Below are 25,811 nucleotides of genomic sequence, written 5' to 3' on the forward strand. Positions count from 1 at the left end.
AATGAGGTGGCTCCGTTCTCTTTGCGAATGGATGTTTTTATTCTTCCCAATCTGCAGCCGCATGCTGCCCGGCAGTGTGCCCTGTAACAAAGGCGCCGGTGATGTTGTAGCCGCCTGTGTAGCCGTTATAGTCGATCAGTTCGCCGCAGAAATAAAGCCCCCGCGTCAGTTTGCTTTCCATTGTCTTCGGATTGATTTCCTTCGTGGAGACGCCTCCGCCAGTGACAAAGGCCTTATCCAATGGATGCGTGCCGTTCACTTCGAAGGAGAAATTTTTGGAGAAGTCGGCGAAAGCTTTGATTTCCTTCGGCGTCAATTCCTTCAGGGACTTCTGCGGATCGATAGCGGCTTGGCTGCAACCGAACAGCAGATAACGCTCTGGCATCAGGTCTTTCCAACCGTTTTTAACGCTCTTTTCCGGTTGGGCCTTGATGAGCTTCTGCAACTGTTGCTCGACGGCACCCAATGAAAGTTCCGGCAGGACATCCAAGGACATCGTGACAGTCTCGGTTTTGTCGCGCTTCATTGTCTGATGGACAAACATCGAACAACGCAAAGCGGCGGGACCGGACACGCCGAAATGGGTGAAGATCATGTCCATTTGGTGGGACACGACTGTTTTGCCTTTTTTATTTTTAATGCTGAGGGCAACGTTGCGCAGGGACAGCCCCTTCAGTTCGCTTGAACGGATGAAGTCTGCATCGGATGTGATTGGTGCTTCGGTCGGGTACAATTCAGTGATGGTGTGTCCAGCTGCTTTGGCGAACTTGTAGCCATCGCCTTTGGATCCTGTTCGCGGTAGAGCCTTCCCGCCGGTTGCCAGAATGATCCGATCCGCCGGGAGGATTTCGCCATCCTCCAAAAGGACACCGGTCACCTGTCCGTTTTCGATCAGGATGCGTTCCACTTTTATGTTGGTCCGGATCTGGACCTGCAGCCGCTTCAGTTCCTCGATGAATGCTTCGAGGATCGTCCTGGCCTTGTCCGTGACAGGGAACATCCGGCCGTGATCCTCTTCCTTCAGGGCGACGCCGCGTTCGATAAAGAAGGTCATGATGTCATATTGACTGAATTGAGTAAAGCTGCTGTGCAGGAATTTTCCGTTTCCGGGAATATGCCGGATGATTTCCTCTTCGGGACGATTGTTGGTGACGTTGCAGCGTCCGCCGCCTGTCAAAAGCAATTTTTTCCCGAGACTTGGATTTTGTTCGAGGAGCGTCACTTCAGCCCCTGCTTCGGCAGCTGTGCAAGCCGCCATCAGACCGCTCGAACCTCCACCGACAATAATGATGCGTGTTTTCATATTATATAATTTCTCCGTTCTTTTGCTGCACTTACTTTATCACAGATATGTCCATCTGAAAATGGCTTTCTTTTCAGAATGATCACGAAAAAATAGGCTTTCCTTCATTAAATATTCAAAGATCGCGGCTATACTGTGTTCATACCCAAAGATAATCGTTTCTTTTTCCTTTTCTGTACCCGCAGAAGAACCCCTCCCTCTTGGACGGAAACGGGGCTTTGATTGCTGAAATGCTAATCAGCAATCATGCAGAATGATTTTTTTCTGTAAGCCTTGATTTCCGTTCATTTTTTTTGCCTGAAAGGGTATAATAGCCGTATAGTACAGTTATTTTTGAAGAAGTGAGGGAATAGAAATGGATTTCATGAAAGTAATGCATACGAGACAAACAACACGCAGCTACCAAACGTTAGAGCTGTCGCAAGGTCAAGTGGAACTGATACTGCATGCTGGGCAAAATGCACCAGTCAGCCGCGGCCGCTTTGAGGATTACCATATCACGGTCATAAAAAATTCGGAAATTTTGGCAGCGATTACATCTGCGGCGAAGGAAGTGACGGGCAATAAGGACAAAGATCCCTTGTACGGAGCACCTGCCTTTTTCGTTATTTCCGTTAAGGAACCGGCTAAACCAGGCAGCATCGCAAGCGCAGCCGCAATCGTAGAAAATATGCACCTGCAGGCAACCGCAGAACTGTTGGGAAGCTGCTTCCTGATGGGACTCATGGCGAACGGCACATTGGATGCTGAAGGGATCCGCGAAAAAATGGGGATTCCCGACGGTTTCACGCCTGTCGCCGGAATGGTGGCCGGCTACCCGCATGGCTATCTGCATGACCGGCCGCGCACATTGGAAAAAATCGCCAGCAATATCGTCGAATAGGACGGTTCAGGCAATGAAAAACGACCTCAGGAGAAACGTTCAGGTTTCCCGGGTCGTTTTTTGCGTACCCGTCTGAGGTGGGCTTAACCAAAGATGAGGGCCCCGATTGCATTTCTGCGCCAGTTTGGATAAGATTGTACTATTACAATAGGTAAGTATATTGCGGATAATTTTTCCGGAAAGCTTCAAAATACAAATCAATCAAGAAATGAAGGGATACATGATGGCATACATTTCCTTAAAGAATGTCAGTAAATTTTATCAGATGGGCGAGACACGGATTACAGCCAACGACAAAATCAGCTTCGACATCAACGAAGGAGAGTTTGTCGTGATATTGGGGCCCAGTGGAGCCGGGAAATCCACTGTTCTGAATATCCTTGGAGGGATGGATGATGCCGATGAAGGGCACATCACCATCGATGGGGTGGACATCTCCCAGTTCACTTCAAAAGCCTTGACGACCTACAGAAGGCGGGATGTCGGTTTTGTCTTTCAATTCTATAACCTGGTGCCTAACCTGACCGCGAAGGAGAACGTGGAGCTTGCCTCGCAGATATCGCCCCATGCCCGCGACGCTGCCGAAGTCATGCGGGAAGTAGGCTTGGGCGAGCGCATGGACAACTTCCCGGCGCAACTCTCAGGAGGCGAGCAACAGCGCGTCGCCATCGCCCGCGCTTTGGCGAAGCAGCCCAAGCTATTGCTTTGCGACGAGCCGACAGGGGCCTTGGATTACGAAACGGGCAAGCAAGTGCTCAAGTTGCTGCAGGACACGTGCCTCGAAACCGGAACGACAGTCATTGTCATCACGCATAACCAAGCCATCGCAGCCATGGCGAACCGGATCATCGAAATCAACAATGCCAAAGTAAGGGCAGTCCATGAAAATCCGAATCCCAAACCAGTATCAGAAATCGAATGGTAGGAGGGGGAGGCGACGATGAAGAAGAAGGCGCTCCGGAAAGACATTTGGATAGAGATAGGCAAAAGTAAGGCGCGCTTCCTCGCGCTCTTGGCCATCATCACCTTGGGGGTGGCCTTCTTTGCCGGCATCAAAGCGGCGGGTCCGGATATGCTGGATACCGCCAACCAATATTATGAAGAAAATAACCTGTATGATCTGAAGGTGCTGTCCACTTACGGATTAGAAGAAGCGGACATCGCCATTCTGGCTAAAACAGCCGATCTGGCTGTCCACCCGATGCGAACGGTGGATATCGAAATGGAAGGCAGTGACTTCCTCGTAAAAGTCTTCCCGTTGCAAATCGGTGCGGATCCGGTCAATGAATATGCGCTAGTCGACGGCAGACTGCCGGAGACAAGCGGGGAAATCGCCTTGGATGCGAAACAGAATTTGATGAACACTTATCAAATTGGGGATACCGTCATCTTCCGCCATGAATCTGAAGAAGGGCTCACTGAGGAGGAAAAGGAAAACCGCATTTCCTTGAAAGAGCAGGAATACACGGTCGTCGGTTTCGTAGACTCGCCGATGTACATCGAAACGATGATGCGCGGCTCTACGAACGTCGGGAAAGGCAGCTTGGATGCTTTCTTGCTCGTGCCTGATTCGGACATCCTCGGCAGCATCTACACGGAGGCTTACCTCACAATCGCTCCTGATGTGGCGGAAACCGGCTATACGGACAGCTATGACGATCAGGTGGACAACTTGGCTAATGACGTGGAACTCGCCTTGAACGGGAGACCGTTGGAACGCATCAACGAAATCCGTGCAGAGGGGCAGCGGAAGATCAAAGACGCTGAAGATGAACTGCAGGAAGGGAAAAACAAGCTTGCGGAAGCCGAGCAAGAACTTCGGGATGCCCGTAAACAATTGGATGAGGGAACAGCGGCTTACGAAGAAAATCGCCAGTTGTTTCTGGACGAAATAGCAGCAGCCGAGAATACCTTAACCGCCAGTCAATCCGAAATCGATGCTGGCATGGCCGGATACCGCGCGGGCTTTTCGACCTATCTCGAAAACAAGGCGCTCTACGACGAGTCGAAAGCAGCTTGGGAAGCGCAGAAAGACTCCCTGCAAGGGCAAACCGGTTCGGATGCCTCCTTGGACGTGTTGTTGGCGAGCCTGCCCGACACACCGGAAGGCCGCGAAATAGCTGAGTTGGCGCAAGGATTACTCGATGGGCAAGCCGAAATTGAAGCGACCCAAGCCTCACTGGAAGCCAAAGCTGTGGAGTTGCAGGAACGGGCAACCGCCTTAGCGACAAATGGCGAACTGCTTTTGGCTGAACAAACGAGTCTGGAGACGGATGGCGCTGATTATCAGAACGGACTGACTGTTTTCACTGCTGACATGACAGCCTTCCAAACGGAAAAAGCAGTCAAACAAGCGGAATTTTCGGCACGCCAAGCCGCCATCGATGCAGAAAGGGACACCTTGGCAGCTTTGGATCCGGAAACGGACCCGAGTGTGGCAGATCGCTTAGCTGTTGTGGCCGATCAACAGGTTACTTTGGATGCGGAAGAGGCCGCTCTGGCGCAAAATGAAGCGGATTTGGCAAGCCGTCAAAGCGAACTTGAGCAAGAGGGCGCCTCCTTAGCGAGCCGGCAAGAAGACTTAACCGCAGCTGGCGCGGCTTTCCAAACGGAACGGGCCAGTGAAGAGGCTGCTCTATTGGATGAACAGCGCCTCTTGGAGGAAGCCGGTGCCGAGTTGGCTGCCAAAGGGGAAGAATTGCTGGAGCAGCAACAACTGCTGGAAGAAAAGATTGCGGCATTCATGGCAGATGCCGAAGCTCAAATCGAGGCTGCAGACGCCCAATTCGCCGAGCAAGGAGCGGCTTTGGAGAACGGTAGATTGGAATTGGCATCGGCATTGGCCCAACTGGAGGACGGACAGGCACAGATCAACAACGGCTGGTCTGAGTTGGAAAGCCAACGCGCGAGTGGTGACCAGGCCCTAGCGGAAGCTTGGCAGAAAATCCAGCAGGGCGAAGCAGAGTATCAAGAGGGCTGGGGCACCTTCACAGCTGAACGAGCCGATGCCGAACTGGAGATAGCTGACGGAGAATGGCAGGTCGAGGAAGCGAAGCGAGCTTTGACCGATCTGATTGAACCGGTCTACTATGTGACGGATCGATCCGGCAATCCTGGTTATCAGGAATTCCGCGATAATGCTGACCGCATCTCGGCCATCGCAGAAATTTTTCCGGTGTTCTTCTTCCTGATTGCGGCCCTAGTGAGCTTTACGACGATGGCTCGGATGGTGGATGAACAGCGCCAGCAGATGGGTACGTTGAAAGGACTCGGTTACAGTGATTTCGATATCGCAAAAAAATATTTGATCTATGCAGCGATCGCCTGCATCGTGGGGACATCCCTCGGTTTGGTGGCCGGATATAATATTTTCCCTGCAGTCATTTTTGATGCCTACGGGTCCATGTATAGCCTGCCTTCCGTAAAAATCACTTACTACCTGTCCTACGCACTGTTTTCCATAGCTATCGCAATGCTTTGCACTATCGGGCCGGCAGCATGGGCCGCCCATACGTCACTCCGGGAAAATCCTGCTGCGATGATGCGTCCGAAAGCGCCGAAGAACGGCAAACGTGTGCTTTTGGAGCGACTGACATTCGTTTGGGATCGCCTGAGTTTCAATTCGAAGATCACAGTACGGAACTTGCTGCGCTACAAAGCGCGCAATATGATGACGATTCTGGGTGTCGCGGGATGTACCGCCTTGATCTTGACCGGATACGGCATCAAGAATTCCATCTCCGGATTGGCGGACACACAATTCAACGACGTGATGCGCTACAACGCGATCACGGCAATGCGTCCGGAAGCAAGCGAGGAAGAAACCACTTCGTATGATGAGCTGATTGCTGCGACTCCTGAAATAACGGATCATCTCAAAGTGGTCCAAGAGAGCTATAAATTGGATAAAAAAGGTGTGAACCTGCAGAATGTCACGGTTTTTTCTCCGCTGGACACCGAAAATCTGTCGGATTTTGTCAGCCTGCGTGACCGCGCGACGCAAGAACCGATCGCTTTGACGGATGAGGGAGCCGTCATCTCGGAAAAATTGGCGAACTTGGCAGGCGTCGGGCCGGGGGATAGCATCGAAATCCGGAATGATGAAATGCAGACCTACCTGGTTCCGATCCAGGCTGTCACCGAAAACTATGTCAACCATTATATTTACTTGACGCCAACCCTTTACGAAGAAGTTTTCATCCAAGCCGCGGAACCGACAACGGATCTGTTGCTGTTTGACGAACCGGAAAGTTGGGAGCGGAGCTTCGGATCCGAAGCGATGGGAGAAAAAGCCGTCGCACTGGTGACGTTCATCAATTCCGTCGACCGCAGCTTCGCTGAAACCTTAGGGAGTCTCGATATCGTCACCTTGGTATTGATCGTGTCAGCAGCCGCCTTGGCTTTTGTTGTCCTTTACAGTCTGACGAATATCAACGTATCGGAGCGGATCAGGGAATTGTCGACCATCAAAGTTTTGGGGTTCTATGATGTGGAAGTGAGCATGTACATCTACAGGGAGTCCTTAATCTTAACCTTGCTGGGCATTTTGTTCGGTTTTGTTCTCGGGAAGATCTTGAGTACAGTCGTTCTTAAAATGGTGGAAATCGACTTTATGATGTTCCCGCCGACCATCATGCCGATCAGCTACCTATATTCAGGATTGTTGTCGTTATTGTTCTCAAGCGTCGTCATGCTGATCATGCACCGCAAACTCAAACAAGTGGACATGATCGAAGCACTCAAATCAGTCGAATAGAATGAAAAAACGCGCAGGCGGCCAAAAAATGGCGGCTTGCGCGTTTTTATTCTGTAGTTGATCAGTTTTCGGATGGTGTTTGAGGCGCGCCAGGCAGCAGGTAGTTGACCCCTATGGCGATGGACGTGCCAATGACTGTGTCCAGTACCCTTTGGATGGCGTAGGTGATTTTTTCGGTATCGTCAATATTGTAGAAAACGACAAGGAAGGTAGCTGTCGCGCCGACGATAGCTGTGGACATGTCCAAGATGTTGCAGACCATGATCAGGGTGATGACAGCGATGATCGTGCCGAAGAAATCCACAGAAAAATCCAGTCCCAGAAAATCTTTGACAGCAATCAAGGTCACTCCCAGGATACCGGCGACAGTATTGCCTCCGATTCGACGGATTCCATGGTGGAGTGACTGTGAGCAATCTTCACGCAAAGCAAAGACTGCCGCCAAGCCGGCCAACATCGGAGAACCTCGGTCCAATAATTTGAACAGCAGGACACAAAACCCGACAGCAACCCCGGACTTGATCGTACGCATGCCTACGCGGAACTTCTCCTTATCCAAATGAAACATAGTAAGTACTGCACTTCCTCTCGAAAACAAATAATATCTCAATCATAAGCATTTCAGAATTTATTTCAAGTCATTTTCGTATTATTGTGCAAATAATACACCTGCATTTGCGGTTTTATTCCGTGTGACTTTTTGAAAAAGGAGAAAGAAAGAGCAGCTGTTTTTGGACAAACAATGTCCTTTTTCGGACAAGCTGTTTTGTTGGATTTGTTGCAACAGCGCCTTTTTACAGTGGGGTAAAAAAAGAACATTCGCTTTTTGCCAAAAAAGGCCAAAATTGGGTTGCTTAAATTGTCAGAATATTCTATACTAATGACATTAAATTTTAAGGAGAAGAATGAGGGCCTTTTCTTTGGATTTGCAACTAATTATTAACATATAGTGAGATGGGGAGGATTATTTAGATGAAAAAGAAATTATTGATGGGCTTGGCATCTGTATTCGTACTTGCAGCATGCGGCAATGGCGCGACGACAGAAGAGAGCGATACAATCAAATTGGGTGGTAACTTCGAATTATCAGGCGGTGCGAGTGCATACGGCACGCTGATGGACGAAGGAATCAAAATGGCAGTTGCAGAACAGAACGCTGCAGATGGCTTATTGGGCAAAGAGATTGAATACATATCTTACGATAATAAATCCGAGCCTTCAGAATCAACATCGGTTGCGACTCGTTTAGCTACTGAAGATAATGTTGTCGCAATCCTGGGACCTGCTACAACAGGTGCAGCAAATGCGCAATCTCCAGCAGTCACAAGAGCGACAGTACCAGCAATCCTTCCTGCTGCTACAGGGGATAGCGTAACAATGGATGGCGATTCCGTGTTGGAATACGTATTCCGCGTATGCTTCCAAGATTCCTTCCAAGGTAAAGCCTTGGCAGAGTTCGCTCAAACAGACTTACAAGCTACAAAAGCTGTCATCTTAGTGGATAACTCTACTGACTATGCAATCGGCTTGTCGGATGCGTTCAAAGAAACCTTCACTGGAGACATCGTTGCTGAAGAAAACTTCACAGCCGGCGATACAGACTTCAAAGCAATCTTAACGAACATTGCGAAAATGGATTATGATGTCATCTTCTTGCCTGGATACTATGAAGAAGGCGGATTGATCATCAAGCAAGCCCGCGAAATGGGTATCATGCAACCGATCCTTGGACCGGATGGCTTCGCTAACTCAACATTGGTTGAATTGGCGGGTGCCGACAATGTCGATAATGTATTCTACGCTAGCCACTTCACTCCGAACAGTGAAGACCCTAAAGTACAAGAATTCTTGGCTGCTTTTGAAGCAGAGTACGGCAAACCTGCAGATTCATTCGCAGCTTTGGCTTACGATGCTGCGCAATTAGTATTCGATGCAATCACGACTGCTGACAGCACAGATCCTCAAGCAATCACAGATGCTTTAGCGGCAACTAAAGATTTCGAAGGTGTAACGGGTACATTCTCATTTGACGAGAACCACAACCCTATCAAATCCGCTTTCGTTATTGAATTACAAGATGGTGTAGAAGTCGGCAACTCTGTTGTGGAACCAGCTAAATAAAAAGACGCTGGCGCACAAAAATTGCGGCATTGAAACCTGAATAGACCGTTTGATTCTAAAGTAACACAATGAGGTGCTGGCAGAATTTGCTTAGCACCTTTCTTTATGTTTAACCTCATCATTAAGGAATCCCTCATCGTATGTGAATAATAGTAAACTATAGGCGAACAATACAGTATAATGAAAGAAAGATTTCTGTGCAGCAGAAGAAAAGAGAGGTGTAAAATGGAAAATTTAGTTCAACAACTGATAAACGGTATATCTTTGGGAAGTATCTACGCTTTGATTGCGCTAGGGTACACCATGGTATACGGTGTCATCAAATTGATTAACTTTGCCCACGGGGATATATATATGGTGGGCGCGTACCTTGGATATGCTTTGATCCAAAACGTTGGTCTTGGCCTTTTCCCATCTATTCTGATTTCAATGATTTTTTGTGCCATTTTAGGGGTGGTCATCGAGAAGGTCGCCTACAAACCGTTGCGGGGCGCAACAAGGGTAGCGACACTGATTACAGCCATCGGGGTTTCGTATTTATTGCAAAATGTCATGATCTATATTATGGGGCCTGAAGTGAAGGCCTTCCCGACAGCGTTGATAGTCCGGAATTGGACATTCGGTGGTGTGACCATCAACTCGCAGCAAATCCTGATTTTCCTGACGACGCTCATTCTGATGATTATTTTGCAGGTCATCGTGAAATACACAAAGATGGGGAAAGCCATGCGGGCAGTCAGTACCGATCCTGAAGCAGCACAATTGATGGGGATCAACGTGGATAACGTCATTTCCTTTACGTTCGTCCTGGGCTCTTCCTTAGCCGGAGCAGCAGGGGTATTGGTCGGAATCTATTATAATTCGATCTCCCCGTTGATGGGTGTGACACCTGGGCTGAAAGCCTTCGTTGCGGCAGTATTCGGCGGCATCGGCATCATCCCGGGAGCAATGGTCGGCGGTTATGTCATCGGCATCATCGAGACTTTGGTCAGCGCTTATGGCGGATCAATGTTCAAAGATGCAGTCGTGTACCTAATCCTCATCATCATCCTGATCGTTAAACCTTCCGGAATTTTCGGGAAAAATACAAAAGAGAAAGTGTAGGTGATAAAAATGAAACAATTCAATAAAACAAATCTAGGTTGGCTCATTCTTATCGCTGTGATGGCTGTCGTACTGTTCATGGGCGTCAGCACAAACATGATTTCTCCCTTCTACCAAATCACTTTAGTCACTATCTTGATCAACATCATCCTGGCGATCGGACTGAATCTGGTTATCGGATTTTCCGGACAGTTTTCACTGGGGCATGCCGGTTTTATGGCAATCGGAGCCTATAGCGGCGCCATCATCGGAGATTTGATGGAGGGCTTGGCCGGCTTCTTTGTCGGATTGATTGTGGGCATGATCATTTCCATCATTGTGGCCTTGATCGTCGGAATACCGACGCTCCGTCTGAAAGGCGACTACTTGGCGATTGCGACCTTGGGTGTAGCGGAAATCATCCGCATTCTGATTCTGAATATGGGTGAGCTGACCAATGGCGCGCGCGGAATCAGCGGCATTTCTTTTCCTTTCGAATCGAATGCTGGTTTCATCATGGTCTTGTTCGTGATCTTGATCTTGACGACCATCATCACAGTCAACTACATCAACAGCAGCCCTGGTCGTGCGACCATCGCCATCCGCGAAGATGAGATTGCTGCGGAGTCGATGGGTGTCAACGCAACGACTTACAAAGTCATCGCCTTCATGATCGGTGCAGCGACTGCCAGTATCGCAGGTTCCTTATATGGTACTTATTTCAGCGTAATCACTCCGGGCGATTTCACTTTCCAAAAATCGATCGACGTGCTGATCATCGTCGTGTTCGGCGGTATCGGCAGTGTAACCGGCACAGTCCTTGCAGCCGTTGTGTTGGGTGTCCTGAACACGTATCTGCAATCGTTCGGTGAGCTGCGGATGATTTTCTATGCTTTGGCCATCATCGCCATCATGGTATTCCGTCCAGGCGGATTGTTGGGCAACCGTGAATTCACGATGTCCGCTTTGCTGAAGCGCTTTGCGAAAAAAGATTCTGCTAAGAAGGAGGTCCAATAATGAGCCTATTAGAAGTAAAAGAATTGACCAAAAACTTCGGCGGTTTGGCCGCTGTATCCAATGTCGATTTTGCGATCGAAGAAAATGAATTGGTCGGTCTGATCGGTCCCAATGGTGCTGGCAAAACGACATTCTTCAACTTGCTGACTGGCGTTTACGTTCCCACAGAAGGTACAATCGAATTAGAAATCGACAACAAAAAAGTGTTGTTGAACGGAAAAGCACCATACAAAATTACGGACCTCGGCTTGGCGCGTACCTTCCAGAACATCCGTCTCTTCAAGGAGCTGACGGTCATCGACAATGTGCTGATCGCGATGCACAGCACCATGGGTGAGAATACTTTCCACAGCTTGCTGCGCACGCCGACTTATTATCGCAAGGAAGCTGAAATGCGTGAAAAAGCTTTGGAATTGTTGGCCATTTTCGAATTGGAAAAGAAATACGATGTTTTAGCGAAAAATCTTCCTTACGGGGAGCAACGTCGTTTGGAAATCGTCCGCGCCTTGGCGACGAATCCGAAAATTCTCTTCCTGGATGAGCCAGCAGCCGGCATGAATCCGCAGGAGACTGCCGAATTGACCGCATTGATCCGCAAAATACAGAAAGATTTCAAAATCACCGTCGTTTTGATCGAGCATGATATGTCCTTGGTCATGAACGTGTGCGAAAGAATCTATGTGTTGGAATATGGCCGTCTGCTTGCCAAAGGAACGCCCGAAGAAATCCAAAAAAATCCAGCCGTAATCAAGGCTTATCTAGGAGGCGACTAACGTGCTGAAAGTAAAAAATCTATCCGTACACTATGGCATGATCCAAGCCATCAAAGATATCAGCTTTGAAGTGAATGAAGGCGAAATCGTAACTTTGATCGGAGCCAACGGAGCAGGGAAGTCCACCATTTTGCGTACGATTTCTGGCTTGGTGAAGCCGTCTTCAGGAGAAATCGAATATTTGGGGAAACCCATCCATAATATCGCGACCAGAAAAATCGTTGAACAAGGGATTGCCCAAGTACCGGAAGGCCGCCATGTCTTCAAAGGTTTGACCGTTCAAGAAAACCTTGACCTGGGAAGCTTTACCCGCAAAGACAAGCAGAACCTTGCTGGTGATCTCGAAGCGGTATTCGAACGATTCCCGATTCTGCGCGAAAGAAAAAATCAGGATGCAGCCACCTTGTCCGGTGGAGAACAACAGATGTTGGCGATGGGCCGCGCTTTGATGACGAAGCCGAAGCTGTTGCTTTTGGATGAGCCTTCGATGGGGCTGGCGCCCATTTTCATCAAAGAAATTTTCCATATCATTCAGGATATCCAGAAACAAGGCACGACGATCCTCTTGATCGAACAAAACGCCAACGTTGCGCTGAAAATCGCGAATCGCGGTTATGTATTGGAGACGGGAAATATCGTATTGACCGGAACCGGGGAAGAATTATTAGCAAGTGACGAAGTTCAGAAAGCTTACTTAGGAGGCTAAACAATGGATGTACAAAGCTATATGTCAACGGATTTAGTAACGATTCAACCTTCAACAAAAATTATCGAAGCTTTGGATTTGATGAAAGAGCATAAGATCCACCGTCTGCCGGTTGTTCAAGGCGAGGCTATCGTGGGTTTGATTACGGAGGGCATCATTGAACGCAATACACCTTCCAGCATGACCAGTTTGGATATGCATGAAGTCAACTATCTGTTGAACAAAACGACAGTGGCCGACATCATGGAAAAACGTGTCGTAACGATCAATAAGGAAGCTCTTTTGGAAGAAGCTGCCGTAATGATGCGTGAGAATGGCATCAGCGTATTGCCAGTCGTCGAGACAGGCAACCGCCTGATCGGTATCATCACCGAAAAAGATATCTTCTCTGCCTTCATCGATGTACTAGGTTACTACACACCGGGCGTCCGCGTGGTCGTCAATATCCATGAAGACAAAAAAGGCGTGCTCGAGGACCTGACGGATATCTTCTCCGATGAGAACATCAACATCCAACAGATCGCGACGTACCGCAAAATGGGCTATGTCCAAGTCGTCATTCAGTTGGAAAGCAAAGACATCGACGGCATCCGTGCCAGACTCGAAGAGCATGGCTACGAAATCGGATCGATTATTTATAAACCTGAGAGAGTTTAGAGTGCGTGAACGCTAGCATTGAGTAACCGACATCATGCAAAAGAATAGCCGCTCACTCTAACAAAAAGGAGTGGGCGGTTTTTTTGGGGCAAATGATTTCTTTTATCACGTAATAAGTGTATAATAAGAACATGATAGATTGGAGGTCACATAAATGAATAATGCACTTATAACAATTGTCTTGTTTACGATCAAAGAGCAATATGTCAGTGAAAAAGCTTTTTATGCCAATCAACTAGGGATCTCGCCGCAGAGCTGGGATCGCTGGAAAAAAGGAGAGCATGGTTTAAAACCCGAGAACATGCAGATCATTTCAAAATTGTTCACCGATTATGAGTGGATGCTTGTCCAGAAAGTTTGCCGCAATGCCGAAATTCTTCCCGAAGTGGCAGAAAACCCTGTAAGAGAATATCAATTCCTGAAATATCAAGTCGCCAAAAAATGGATAGCGACGGATTTGGCTGATTTCAAATGGTACACCACCGATGAGACGGTCCATGATTCAGAGATCCACAAACCAGCAATCACGACCCTCCGACTGGAGAGCAATTATGATTTCTGGAGTTACAAAGATATCATCGACCTGCGCTTGCCTAGCATCATCCGCCATCAGATCGATTCGAAAAAAACCAATCTGCTGGAATGGTTCAATGAGAATACGCCCGATACCATCACAAAAATTACTGAATAATTTAATATAAACCGAAAAGCCGAGATGATAGTATCTTGGCTTTTCGCTTGGATTCGAGCTTAGGCTTACTTTTTCAGTGTGGATTGACAGGCATTTGTGCTAAAATAGGCATAACAAAAAATTTCAGACCAGAAGAGGGTAGAAGATGGAAACGAAAAAAAAATACTCCCATACACCTGAGCGGTACGCACAAAGACTGCGTTTCCTTGCGGGACTCTTGCTGGCGATGCTCTTTTTCACAGGATGCACAACGGGTGATGATGAGCCAGCAATCAGTCAGCAGAATTCTTCAACAAGCAATCACTCCGGAGAATCGCAAGCCGCTTCCAAAGATGCAGTTGACGAAGATGAGCCCAAAGTGGTTGTGACCCCTGACGCTTCATCAGCTGATTGGAATCTGGTTTTGGTGAACAGGGACAATCCGCTTGCTGGAGAAATCGCCATGGAGTTATACGTGACAGAAAGCGGCTATCCGATCGACAGCAGAATTAAGGACCCATACTTGGCACTATTGGAAGCGGGGAAAGCTGCCGGAATGGATTTCACGACGATTTCAGGTTACCGCTCCATCGAGCAACAGCAAGCAAACTATGACGTCAACTATCAAAATTATATAGCCTCAGGTTTGTCGGAAGAAGAGGCGCGCGTAAAGACGGAAGAATATATCGCCTTGCCTAATGCCAGCGAACACACAACCGGACTCGCCGTGGATATCACATCGACTGCGTTAGCCAATCAAGAAGGCAATTCAGGCTTATTCCCGGATTTGGAAAACTATCCAGAAGGGCTGTGGCTGAAAGAAAATGCACCCAAATACGGTTTCGTCTTACGTTTCCCAAAAGCGAAAGAAGACATCACCGGCATCAATTTTGAACCGTGGCATTTCCGGTATGTGGGCGTAGAGAATGCTGTGTACATGACTGAACAGAATCTGACGTTGGAAGAATACATAGCCATTCTGAAGCAAAATGAAGAACTAGGGATCAGTAAACAATAGCAGGTAAAGCAGCACAACCAAATAGATGGAGGAAAATATGGCACGAAAGAGTAAGCGGGCTCGAAAACAACCGCAATCAGCATCTGCTAAGGCCGTCAAGATTTTATTTTTCTTGTCGATCAGTTTTATGGCAAGTCTGTCGTTTATCGGCGATTTTGCTCCGATCGTACCGGATATCCCGGAGTACGACAATAATCAGGGAACCGACTTCATCGCCACCATCGCTCCTGCCGCACAACAGATGCAAGCAGCGTACGGTGTTCACGCTAGCATCAGCATCGCTCAAGCGATACTCGAATCAGATTGGGGAGAGAGCGAACTGTCTGCCGTCTACAACAATCTTTACGGCATGAAGGGTGAGGATCAGGGAAATACGGTTCTTTTGACGACCAATGAATACTACAATGGCCAGTGGGTCACCATTCAAGCAAAATTCAGGGTCTACGGCAGCTGGACAGAATCGGTCCAAGACCATGCGTTGCTGTTCGTCAACGGTACAACGTGGGATCCGAATCAATACGCTCCCGTTCTGCAGGCAGCCACTTATCAGGAAGCAGCTCAAGCTCTCCAGGATTGTGGCTATGCGACCGATCCGGATTACGCGACCAAATTGATTGCGGTCATCGAACAGCATGCACTTTATGAATATGATAGTTGAAGCATACAAACAGAAACGCGCGGACAGATTGTGCCCTTTTCAAGAGGCGCCTGATGTCCGCGCTTTTTTTGCCCCATCCCCTCTGGTTTCTTACGAAAATTCGACCAACGGAGAATTTTTGCATGGCGACATTCGTTGAATATAGTGATAAAATGATTTGGTAAAGACTTTTTCAACAAATTCTAATGAAAAATCCAAGGGAGTAGTGTGATCACATGCCGAATCAAATTTTACCCGGGAAAACAATCGGTATTATTGGCGGAGGACACGTCGCCCGTATGATTGCTTTGGAAGCCAAAAAAATGGGCTACCAAATAGGCATCTTGGACGCCGACCCTGCCTGTCCGGCTGGGCAAATAGCTGATTGGCAGATAACCAAGAGATATACGGACTTTGATGCGCTGACGGATCTCGCAGCAAAATCGGACGTCCTGACCTTTGAATCCGAAGCCGTGGATACAATGTTGCTGACGCAAATCAATCCTTATATCAGCATACCGCAGGATCCGGACAGCCTTTCCATCACCCAAGACCGATTAATCGAAAAGGCGTTTCTGGAATCATTGAACATAAACGTAACGCCTTATGCGACGATAACCACCATCGAAGACATGGAAGAGGCAGTCAAAAGTATCGGCTTCCCGTGTGTGCTGAAGCCGATCCGTATTGAAATGGCTACACCGATGCAACATCTTTTGTACAGTGAAGAAGATTTCGGAAGGGCGTCAGCCTTACTGAAAAAAGGAACGTGCATTTTGGAGGCTTGGATCCCATTTGAGATGGAGTTGGCTATTACAGTCGCACAGGATGCGAACAATGTGTTCACTTCATTCCCAGTCACCGAAACAGTCTACCGGGAACAAAAACTGGTGAAGACAATAACGCCAGCAAGAGTAGGCGGTACCTTCCAGAAAGAGCTAGAGCATATCGGCAAGCTGGCTGCGAAGGCCATGAATTTGACCGGAATTTTGACAATCGAGACATTCATGACTTCTTCAGGAACGCTGTATGTGAACCGTTTGGTCGTCCGACCGCACCATTCGTGCAATTATTCGCTGGACGGATGCAGCATCTCTCAATATGAGGTCCTGGTCCGCTGCATCTGTGGGTTGCCCATTCCGGAAATCCAGTTGTACGATACAAGCGTGACTTTCAACATCATGGAAGAAAAACTTGATGAAGCGCTGATTCTGCTGCTGACCAAACCAGATTGGCATTTCCACTTTTACGGAAAAAAAGAACACCGCGCGAAACGGAAAATGGGACACGTCACATTATTGGGTGACAGCCCAGATATCCTCATCAACGAATTGGAAGAAAACGGCTTGTTGAAATCTACAGAGTAACGGAAACAGGTGTCCGCTCTCTTATATGAAGGAAGGAATCAATTGATGGAGGATAGGCTATTCAATAAAGCATACGACTACATAAAGGACAAAATCGACAGCAATTGCTGGCCTCCGGGAACCAAAATAACCGAACAACTTATTTCGGAAGCGTTGTTCATGAGCCGGACACCGATTCGCACTGCGCTGCTTTTGCTGGAGGAAGAAGGGATGGTGAAATCCATCCCCTACAAAGGCTATATCGTGGCCGAGAAGAAGATCTCAAACGAGGGTCTATTGGAACGCCTGGAACTGATCGCAGGTCTCATTATGAATTACCTACAATATTTGAAGGAAAACGACATCGCCTTGGATCACAACAAATTTGATGAGATTCTGGAAAAACAAGCGGAGTATTTGAATTACCGTGATGCGACAGGTTACTTCAAGAATGAATACCGACTCTTTGAGACATTCATCGAACAAAGCGACAATCAATTCCTGAAGAAAGTGATTTTGACGACAGCCCGGGACATCCATGGTACTTATTCCGACAACAGTGACCTGATGGATGAAGCGCGTTATCAAAACGAAGCCAAATTGCTCGCCTTGTATCAAGAAGTGAGCATCTGTATACGTGCTAAAGATTACGATAAGATGGGCGAATACCTTGTTTTCTTCTTCGAAACGTTGAAAGACACAAACGATATCCTGGCCCAATAGTAGAATAAAAGCGGAACGGGTTCGTTCAGCCCTGAAAGAATTTTAGGAAATCGTGCCGACTGAGCATCGTAGAGCGCAATATGCGGAGAGACTTCCTGCGTCAGCAGGTTAGTCGAACAGTATGTCTTGGCTCGTAGAGACAAGAGGATCCTTCATCCGTTTTCCGAAGGGCTAACCCGTGAAGCTAGCCATCATTATTGTATAAAGAAAGTCCTGCCACTGAATCAAGCAAATGATTCAGTGGCAGGACTTTTATTTTCATGAAATCCACACTAAAGGCTAATATAAAATAGGTGTCTTCTATCGGAATACTGACTACCGCCTTCTGTGTAACCCCTGACATTTTGAAAAGGAAGTTCTTTTGCTATAAACAGCCGAAAAGAGTGGCATAATAGGTTGAGACGAAACTGAAATGCACCAAGGGGAACAAGGGTTAAAAACTCTCTAAAATATCCGGGGATTCATTGATAGACAGGCTCTAAAATGATAGACTAAACCATGATGCAAATCAGAATCGATAAGGCTGCACCATCGCCTTGAACCTATCAAAAAAGAACATACCCATACACACTCTGAAACAAAGGCAACAAAAGAAAGGATGGCAATTGTGCAACAAAAACACGATCTCATAAAAGGAATGAACCCAAGGCAAGCAGAAGCCGTTTTGGCGACGGAAGGGCCACTATTGATCATGGCGGGGGCAGGCAGCGGCAAAACGCGTGTGCTGACCCATCGTATGGCCTATCTACTGGAAGAAAAATCAGTAAACCCTTGGAACATCTTAGCCATCACCTTTACGAATAAAGCGGCAAAAGAAATGAAAGAGCGGGTCATCCGCTTGGTCGGAACAGTCGGCAACGACATGTGGGTATCCACTTTCCACTCCATGTGCGTACGGATCCTAAGAAGAGAGAGCGAACAGCTCGGCTATGCGCGCTCCTTCACCATCTGCGACCAAAGCGAAACCGAAACATTGATGAAACGCATCATCCGCGAAAAGAATCTGGATTCCAAAAAATACGATCACCGCATGATTCTGGGGCGGATCAGCCAAGCAAAAAATGAGCTGCAGACACCGAAGGAATTCGGCGATCTGGCCGGCGGATACATCGACAATATCGTCTTCGAGTGCTACAAGGATTACCAAAAAGCGCTCGAAAACAGCCAGTCGATGGATTTCGACGACCTGATCATGTTGACGGTCAAGCTGTTTCAGGAATACCCAGAAACGCTGTCCTACTACCAAAATAAATTCCATTACATCCACGTGGACGAGTACCAGGATACCAACTACGCCCAATACCAATTAGTGCAGCTGTTGGCCAACAAATTCAAAAACATCTGCGTCGTCGGCGATGCGGACCAAAGTATCTATGGTTGGCGCGGTGCCGATATGGAAAACATCCTCAACTTCGAGAAGGACTATCCGGACGCAAAAGTGGTCTTGCTGGAGCAAAATTACCGCTCCACCAAAAAAATCCTGCGCGCAGCCAACGACGTGATCCAAAACAACGTCAACCGGAAAGAAAAAGAGTTGTGGACAGATAATCCGGACGGGGAGAACATCGTCTATTACCGGGGCCAATCCGAACACGACGAAGCGCGTTACGTCATTTCGAAGATGCAGCAGGAAGTCCGAGAAAACAAACGCCAGTACGGGGATTTCGCAGTGCTCTACAGGACGAACGCCCAGTCGCGTGTTATCGAAGAGAACCTCCTGAAGTCGAACATCCCTTACAAGATGGTCGGCGGGCGCAAGTTCTACGACCGCAAAGAAATCAAAGACCTTTTGGCTTATCTGCGCCTGATCGTGAACCCATCGGATGACTTGAGCTTCGGCCGGATCGTGAATGTGCCGAAACGCGGAATCGGTGATGCTAGTGTCGAAAAACTGCGCGAATTCGCAAATATGCATGACCTGACCTTATTGCAGGCTGCTCATGATGTGGCAATGTCCAGCGTATCCGGAAAAGCCGCGAAGGAATTGAAGAAATTCGCTACCATAATGGACAATCTGCATAAAATGCAGGAATTCCTTCCAATCACGGAATTGGTGCAGGAGTTGCTTTCCCAGACGACTTATCTGGAAGCCCTCGAAATGGAGAAGACGCTGGAGTCGGAAGCGCGGATCGAAAACATCAATGAATTCCTGTCGGTAACTCAGGAGTTCGATAAAATGAATCAAGACGACTTTGACCTGACCTCCTTCCTAACCGATTTGGCGCTGGTTTCCGATTTGGATCAGATCGAGGAAGAACCGCAGAGCGAAGTGACGCTGATGACGATGCATGCAGCCAAAGGATTGGAATTTCCAATCGTCTTCATCATCGGGATGGAAGACGGCATTTTCCCGTCGTCCCGCTCCTTCCTGGATGAGGACCAGATGGAAGAAGAACGGCGCCTGGCCTATGTCGGCATCACGCGGGCGGAGCAAAGACTGTTCCTGACGAATGCCTATTCCCGCATGCTTTATGGACGCACGATGTCTAACCCGGCATCGCGTTTCCTCGATGAATTGGACGGATCCGTTCTGGACCGCGAGGACAGTTCGGGATCCACGTCAAGCATGTATTCTTCAAAACCGGCAAGCTCGGGCGGCCGCTGGAAAACAGCAAGCGACACCCGCCAGGAGAAAGCCTTCAGTCAGCCGTTTTCGGCCGGGCCGCGTGAAAAAACGACGCAGTCCGTCAAGCAAACCGGAAGCAGCGGTGCAGCCAGCCTTGGCTGGGCTGTCGGGGACAAAGCCAGCCATAAGAAATGGGGCACAGGCATTGTCGTTCAGACGAGCGGAGAAGGCGACGGTTTGACGTTGGATATCGCCTTCAAAGACATCGGCATCAAACGCTTGTTGGCATCCTTTGCACCGATCGAAAAAGCATAATTTAGGAGGGGAACCATTCATGGCGAAAGAAAGTCTGACCGAAGCCCAAGAGCGCATCGAGATGTTGAAGACGCTCCTCAACCGCTATAGTTACGAGTATTATGTACTGGACAAGCCCAGTATTTCAGATAAAGAATACGACCAGCAGTATCAAGAACTGGAAAAATTGGAAAAAGCCCATCCTGAGCTGATCACCACCGACTCACCGACGCAACGAATCGGCGGAACCATCCTGCCTGGCTTCACAAAGGTTCAGCATGATTCACCGATGTTGAGCTTGGGGAATGCCTTCAATCAGGAAGAACTGCTGCAATTCCATCAACGGATCAGCAAACTGACCGACCAGCCTTTGCAATACATATGCGAGCTGAAGATCGACGGTTTGGCCGTATCGTTGAAGTACGAAAACGGCTTGTTCATCCAAGGCGCGACGCGTGGGGACGGAAACACCGGTGAAGACATCACGCAGAACTTGCGGACGGTCAAATCGATCCCGTTGCGCATGAATGAACCGCTGACTTTCGAAGTCCGCGGCGAATGCTACATGCCAAAAGCTTCATTCGTCCAATTGAATGCGGACCGTGATGAAAAAGGCCTGGAGATTTTCGCGAATCCGCGCAACGCCGCTGCCGGCAGTCTGCGTCAACTGGATTCCAGTATTGCGGCCAGCCGCAACCTGAACATCTATCTGTACAGCGCAACCAATTTCGAACAATTGGCTGTGGAAACGCAAGATGCGCTGCTGAACCGATTGGCTCAAGTTGGTTTGCGGACCAATCCGGAACGCAGACTTTTCGATTCAATCGAAGAAGTCTGGGCATTCACGGAAGAAATCGCAGCGAAAAGAAAAGATTTGCCATACGATATCGATGGCATCGTCATCAAAGTCAATGCATTCGCTGCTCAAGAAGAAATCGGCTATACGGTAAAAGCGCCGCGGTGGGCAATCGCCTATAAGTTCAAGGCAGAAGAAGCCGAAACAATCGTGCGCGACATCGAGTGGACTGTTGGCCGTACCGGTGTCGTGACGCCCACAGCCGTTATGGATCCTGTTTTCTTGGCTGGTTCTACCGTGCAACGCGCTAGCCTGCATAACGTCGATCTCGTCCGCGAAAAGGATGTGCGCATCGGTGACACTGTCGTGATCCATAAGGCCGGCGACATCATCCCGGAAATCCAGCATGTGCTCATCGACCGCCGAGATCCGGAAAGTGAACCTTATGTCATTCCGGAAGTGTGCCCCGCCTGCGAGAGCCACCTGGTGCATCTGGAGGATGAAGTAGCTCTGCGCTGCATCAATCCGAAGTGCCCGGCCCAGATCAAAGAGGGCCTATCCCACTTCGTTTCGCGCAATGCGATGAATATCAGCGGTCTTGGTGTTCGCGTCGTCAGCCAAATGTTCGAAAAAGGACTTGTCAAAGACGTAGCCGACCTGTACAAACTGACCGAAGAAGACCTGTATCAATTGGATAAAATCAAAGAGAAATCCGCCTATAATATCGTGACCGCCATCGATCAGAGCCGAGGAAATTCATTAGAACGCCTACTGTTCGGATTGGGTATCCGCCATGTCGGATCGAAGGCGGCAGCCAGTCTGGCAGCGGAATTCGAAACCGTCGAGCGCCTGATGTTGGCTACAAAAGAAGAAATTATGAACGTCGAAGGCATGGGTGACATCATCACGGACAGCGTTGTAGCCTATTTCCAATTGCCTGAAGTGAAGGACCTGATTGAAGAATTCCGGTCGAATGGCGTGAATCTGACCTACCTGGGCAAGAAAAAGGCTGAGGTGGCCGCGGTTGATTCTATATGGAACGGCAAAACCGTTGTATTGACAGGAAAACTGACACACTATAACCGAACCGAAGCAACGGAAATGATTGAAGCACTCGGCGGAAAAGTGACTGGCAGTGTCTCCAAAAAGACCGATTGGATCGTTGCCGGAGAAGAAGCCGGCAGCAAATTGGCAAAAGCCCAATCTTTGGGCATCCCTGTCTGGACAGAAGAAGATATGGTGAAAAACTTGGAAAGAAGTGACAGCAGTGAATAAAGCGAAAAGCGTCATCCTTATGACTGTCTCCGGAGCAGCGATGTTCCTGTTAGCCAGTTGCGGACAGCTATCAGAGACGCAAACAACGGAGAATACAACCAATACCGGCCCTGAAAAAGTGACTGTCCAAACGACACAGAATCAGTTGTCGACCGATTATTACCCGGCCTTGATTGTGGACGGCAAGTACCAATTCAGCCAGAATCGAGGCGTCAGCCTCTCGCTGAACTCGACAGCTAACATCAAAGACTTTGAGGCGGATCTGTTGGATGTATCAAAAAATGTTTTTCCGACCGACCAATATTTTTTTCAGGAAGGTCAAGTCATCGATTATGATACGACGAGGTTATGGTTGGGACGTTACAGCGATTCCAATCCGGACGGTTTGAATCCGACCGATAACGGCAGTACCGACGTAGCGACCCGAGAGCCGATTTATCTGGAGCAGATTTTGGAACAGGACTATATGATCCAAAATGAAAATGGCTTCGAATTGGCCGGGATGACGATCGGACTGGCAATGAATTCGGTCGACTATTACAAGGTGAACGATGTGCCAATGGAACAAGCCATTTCTCGCGATAAACTGGAAGAACAGGCAAAAGCCTATGCAAATACGATTGTTACGCGTTTGCGCCAGACCGAAGGATTGGAAAGCATTCCGATCGTCATCGGCATTTATGAACAATCGGCGCAGGACAGCCCGGTCGGCGGCGTCTATCTGTTCGAAGGCGTCTCCACGGAAGGGAATGCGATCGGTGAATGGATTACCCGCAATGAAAGCAAAGTTGTTTTCCCTTTGCAAAGCGGAACGCAGACGGAAGAATCTTCCAACTTTGACAACTTCAAAAATGAAGTGCAAAATTTCTTCCCGAATCTGAACGGTATCGTCGGTGAAGGCAAATACATCGATGGACAGCTGATGTCGCTCGAAATCGACATCACGACGCAGTTCTATGGAGAAACGGAAATCATCGCGTTCACTCAGCACGTAACGGATGCGGCAGGGCGGTTCCTGCCCCAAAACATTCCTGTTGAGATCACCGTTGAATCGATCAATGGCATCGAATCGTTCCTTACAAGAGAGAACGACAGCCAGGGCTTCAGTTACCATATCTTCGATTAGCGGATAGTTTTCCATAATCAGGGTTGAACGAACCCGTTCCGCTTTTCTTCTCCAACTTCACGGGTTAGCCCTTCGGAAATTAGATAAATCGTACCTATTGCGCTCTGCGATGCTCAGTCGGCACGATTTCCTAAATTTCTTTCAGGGCTGAACGAACCCGTTCCGCTTTTAACGGTTTTCAGAAAGTGTTGGAAACGTGAGAAAACTCCCACAAACCGATGCTTTTTATGCTAAAATGAATAAGTATGTAAAAAAACGATGACTACACAAAACGACAGAAAGAAGGGTATTACATGGCAATCACTGAAGAGCAAGTGCGTCACGTAGCAAAACTGGCCAAGCTGGAATTCGCTCCTAATGAAATCACACATTTTACAGAACAATTGGGCGACATCATCGACATGGTGGAACAATTGGAAGCAGTCGATACAACGGATGTACCCGTGACTTCTCATGGCTATGCATTGAAGAATGTCATGCGTGAAGATGTAGCGGAACCAGGAACAGATCGCGAACTTTTATTCAAAAACGTCAAGACAGCCGAAGACGGCATGATCCAAGTGCCGGCAATTTTAGATAACGAGGTGGAAGGCGCATGAGTATTTTCAATGAAACGCTAACGAGCCTGCATGAAGGTTTAGTCAACAAAGAATTCTCTTCTGTGGAACTGACACAAGCAGCCTTCAAACGCATCGCTGAAACAGACGGAAAAGTGGAAGCATTCTTGGCTTTGAACGAAGAAGGAGCCTTGAAACAAGCGCAAGCTGCAGACGAAAAAGGCTACGCTGACGGCAATGTCCTGAACGGTATTCCATTAGGGATCAAAGACAACATCGTAACCGAAGGCGTGACTACGACAGCGGCGAGCCGCATGTTGGGCGACTTTATGCCGATCTATGATGCAACAGTCGTCACTAAATTGAAGCAAGCCGGCGCCATCAACGTCGGAAAACTGAACATGGACGAATTTGCCATGGGCGGGAGCACGGAAAACTCCTACTACAAAAAAACCAAAAATGCGTGGGACCTGACTAAAGTTCCCGGCGGTTCATCCGGCGGCTCCGCTGCTGCTGTTGCCAGCGGCGAAGTTGTCGCTTCATTGGGTTCAGATACAGGCGGAAGTATCCGTCAACCGGCTGCCTTCAACGGCATCGTCGGCATGAAACCGACATACGGCCGCGTATCCCGTTACGGCTTGATTGCTTTTGCATCCAGCCTTGACCAAATCGGTCCGATGACACGCAACGTAACCGACAATGCACTATTATTGGAAGCAATCAGCGGCTATGATGCCAAAGATTCCACTAGCATGAAGTTGGAAGTGCCTAAATTCAGTGCGAACCTGAACGGAAATGTAGCAGGCTTGAAGATTGCTTTGCCGAAAGAATATTTCCAAGATGGCGTATCCGCTGAAATCCAAGAGGCTGTACGAAAAGCAGCTGCCCAATTCGAAGAAATGGGCGCTACCGTGGAAGAAGTCAGCATGCCGACTTTAGCCTACGGAATCCCTGCTTACTACATCATCGCTTCTTCGGAAGCTTCATCCAACCTGCAACGTTTCGACGGTGTGCGTTATGGCTACCGCGCAGAAAATGTGAATTCATTGGATGAATTGTACATCAAGAGCCGTTCCGAAGGTTTCGGGATGGAAGTGAAACGCCGCATCATGTTGGGATCCTTCTCATTGAGCGCCGGTTTCTATGATGCTTACTTTAAGAAGGCTGGTCAAGTCCGCACGCTGATCAAACGCGACTTCGCGAACATCTTCGCAGGTTACGATCTGATCCTGGGGCCTACCACTACAACGACTGCTTTCGGAATCGGCGAAAAGAACGACGATCCATTGGCTATGTATATGGACGACTTGTTGACCGTAACGATCAACTTGGCGGGCGTTCCGGCCATTTCCGTTCCTGGGGGCTTCTCGGCTGACGGCATGCCAATCGGTATCCAATTGATCGGTAATTACTTCGAAGAAGCGAAAATCTATCAAGCCGCTTTTGCCTTGGAACAAGCGAACGACTATCTTGATCAACACCCAAACCTGTAGGAGGAAAACAT

The 25,811-nt window shown here is 48.4% G+C and carries 21 protein-coding genes; 19 read left to right on the forward strand and 2 right to left on the reverse strand.

The window, feature by feature from the left end:
• Positions 1-37: 37 nt before the first annotated feature.
• Entirely contained in the window at positions 38-1,303 is a 1,266-nt protein-coding gene (locus C7R56_RS05240) for a BaiN/RdsA family NAD(P)/FAD-dependent oxidoreductase (protein ID WP_107995531.1), read from the reverse strand.
• 355 nt (positions 1,304-1,658) lie between these two features.
• Here C7R56_RS05240 and C7R56_RS05245 point away from each other — a divergent pair, with 355 nt between their 5' ends.
• The 3 genes from C7R56_RS05245 to C7R56_RS05255 all read left to right on the forward strand — a co-directional run bounded on the left by C7R56_RS05245 (position 1,659) and on the right by C7R56_RS05255 (position 6,942).
• On the forward strand, positions 1,659-2,186 hold the full coding sequence (locus C7R56_RS05245; protein ID WP_107995532.1) for a nitroreductase family protein: 528 nt from the start codon (positions 1,659-1,661) through the stop codon (positions 2,184-2,186).
• A gap of 223 nt (positions 2,187-2,409) precedes the next feature.
• Positions 2,410-3,111, forward strand: a complete 702-nt coding sequence (locus tag C7R56_RS05250) for an ABC transporter ATP-binding protein (protein WP_107995533.1) — start codon at positions 2,410-2,412, stop codon at positions 3,109-3,111.
• A 15-nt stretch (positions 3,112-3,126) separates the two neighbouring features.
• The gene (locus C7R56_RS05255) at positions 3,127-6,942 is read left to right on the forward strand and encodes an FtsX-like permease family protein (RefSeq protein WP_107995534.1); all 3,816 of its coding nucleotides are present in this window, start codon (positions 3,127-3,129) and stop codon (positions 6,940-6,942) included.
• Positions 6,943-7,003: 61 nt separating this feature from the next.
• Here C7R56_RS05255 and C7R56_RS05260 read toward each other — a convergent pair whose 3' ends face one another.
• Complete coding sequence (locus tag C7R56_RS05260) at positions 7,004-7,510, reverse strand: FUSC family protein (protein WP_107995535.1); 507 nt, start codon at positions 7,508-7,510, stop codon at positions 7,004-7,006.
• 404 nt (positions 7,511-7,914) lie between these two features.
• Here C7R56_RS05260 and C7R56_RS05265 point away from each other — a divergent pair, with 404 nt between their 5' ends.
• The 16 genes from C7R56_RS05265 (at position 7,915) to gatA (ending at position 25,800) form a co-directional block, all read left to right on the forward strand.
• Positions 7,915-9,063 (forward strand): ABC transporter substrate-binding protein, encoded by a 1,149-nt coding sequence (locus C7R56_RS05265; RefSeq protein WP_107995536.1) that lies wholly within the window; start codon positions 7,915-7,917, stop codon positions 9,061-9,063.
• A gap of 225 nt (positions 9,064-9,288) precedes the next feature.
• A complete protein-coding gene (locus C7R56_RS05270) occupies positions 9,289-10,167 on the forward strand; it encodes a branched-chain amino acid ABC transporter permease (protein WP_107995537.1) in 879 nt (292 codons plus the stop codon).
• Between the two features lie 9 nt (positions 10,168-10,176).
• Complete coding sequence (locus C7R56_RS05275; RefSeq protein ID WP_107995770.1) at positions 10,177-11,163, forward strand: branched-chain amino acid ABC transporter permease; 987 nt, start codon at positions 10,177-10,179, stop codon at positions 11,161-11,163.
• Positions 11,163-11,936: an ABC transporter ATP-binding protein gene (locus C7R56_RS05280; RefSeq protein ID WP_106449282.1), complete on the forward strand. Its 774-nt coding sequence runs from the start codon at positions 11,163-11,165 to the stop codon at positions 11,934-11,936. The genes C7R56_RS05275 and C7R56_RS05280 overlap by 1 nt, the downstream gene beginning before the upstream one ends.
• A gap of 37 nt (positions 11,937-11,973) precedes the next feature.
• Positions 11,974-12,642 (forward strand): ABC transporter ATP-binding protein, encoded by a 669-nt coding sequence (locus C7R56_RS05285; RefSeq protein ID WP_107995771.1) that lies wholly within the window; start codon positions 11,974-11,976, stop codon positions 12,640-12,642.
• 3 nt (positions 12,643-12,645) lie between these two features.
• On the forward strand, positions 12,646-13,299 hold the full coding sequence (locus C7R56_RS05290; protein ID WP_107995538.1) for a CBS domain-containing protein: 654 nt from the start codon (positions 12,646-12,648) through the stop codon (positions 13,297-13,299).
• 154 nt (positions 13,300-13,453) lie between these two features.
• Positions 13,454-13,990: a hypothetical protein gene (locus tag C7R56_RS05295; RefSeq protein ID WP_107995539.1), complete on the forward strand. Its 537-nt coding sequence runs from the start codon at positions 13,454-13,456 to the stop codon at positions 13,988-13,990.
• A 145-nt stretch (positions 13,991-14,135) separates the two neighbouring features.
• Complete coding sequence (locus C7R56_RS05300; protein ID WP_107995540.1) at positions 14,136-14,987, forward strand: M15 family metallopeptidase; 852 nt, start codon at positions 14,136-14,138, stop codon at positions 14,985-14,987.
• 37 nt (positions 14,988-15,024) lie between these two features.
• Positions 15,025-15,645: a glycoside hydrolase family 73 protein gene (locus C7R56_RS05305; protein ID WP_199902985.1), complete on the forward strand. Its 621-nt coding sequence runs from the start codon at positions 15,025-15,027 to the stop codon at positions 15,643-15,645.
• Positions 15,646-15,860: 215 nt separating this feature from the next.
• Complete coding sequence (gene purK, locus C7R56_RS05310; RefSeq protein ID WP_107995541.1) at positions 15,861-16,991, forward strand: 5-(carboxyamino)imidazole ribonucleotide synthase; 1,131 nt, start codon at positions 15,861-15,863, stop codon at positions 16,989-16,991.
• Between the two features lie 45 nt (positions 16,992-17,036).
• The gene (locus C7R56_RS05315; RefSeq protein ID WP_107995542.1) at positions 17,037-17,693 is read left to right on the forward strand and encodes a GntR family transcriptional regulator; all 657 of its coding nucleotides are present in this window, start codon (positions 17,037-17,039) and stop codon (positions 17,691-17,693) included.
• Positions 17,694-18,291: 598 nt separating this feature from the next.
• Positions 18,292-20,574 carry a DNA helicase PcrA gene (gene pcrA / locus C7R56_RS05320; protein WP_199902986.1) on the forward strand — a complete coding sequence of 761 codons (2,283 nt, stop codon included), beginning with the start codon at positions 18,292-18,294 and terminating at the stop codon, positions 20,572-20,574.
• Positions 20,575-20,593: 19 nt separating this feature from the next.
• Positions 20,594-22,624 carry an NAD-dependent DNA ligase LigA gene (gene ligA, locus C7R56_RS05325; protein ID WP_107995544.1) on the forward strand — a complete coding sequence of 677 codons (2,031 nt, stop codon included), beginning with the start codon at positions 20,594-20,596 and terminating at the stop codon, positions 22,622-22,624.
• A complete protein-coding gene (locus C7R56_RS05330) occupies positions 22,617-23,750 on the forward strand; it encodes a CamS family sex pheromone protein (protein WP_107995545.1) in 1,134 nt (377 codons plus the stop codon). The genes ligA and C7R56_RS05330 overlap by 8 nt, the downstream gene beginning before the upstream one ends.
• A gap of 293 nt (positions 23,751-24,043) precedes the next feature.
• A complete protein-coding gene (gatC, locus tag C7R56_RS05335; protein WP_107995546.1) occupies positions 24,044-24,349 on the forward strand; it encodes an Asp-tRNA(Asn)/Glu-tRNA(Gln) amidotransferase subunit GatC in 306 nt (101 codons plus the stop codon).
• The gene (gene gatA, locus C7R56_RS05340) at positions 24,346-25,800 is read left to right on the forward strand and encodes an Asp-tRNA(Asn)/Glu-tRNA(Gln) amidotransferase subunit GatA (protein WP_107995547.1); all 1,455 of its coding nucleotides are present in this window, start codon (positions 24,346-24,348) and stop codon (positions 25,798-25,800) included. Before gatC ends, gatA begins: the two co-directional genes overlap by 4 nt.
• Positions 25,801-25,811: the final 11 nt, after the last annotated feature.

The sequence above is a fragment of the Trichococcus paludicola genome (assembly GCF_003052295.1).
In the GTDB taxonomy this organism is placed as follows: Bacteria; Bacillota; Bacilli; order Lactobacillales; family Aerococcaceae; genus Trichococcus; species Trichococcus paludicola.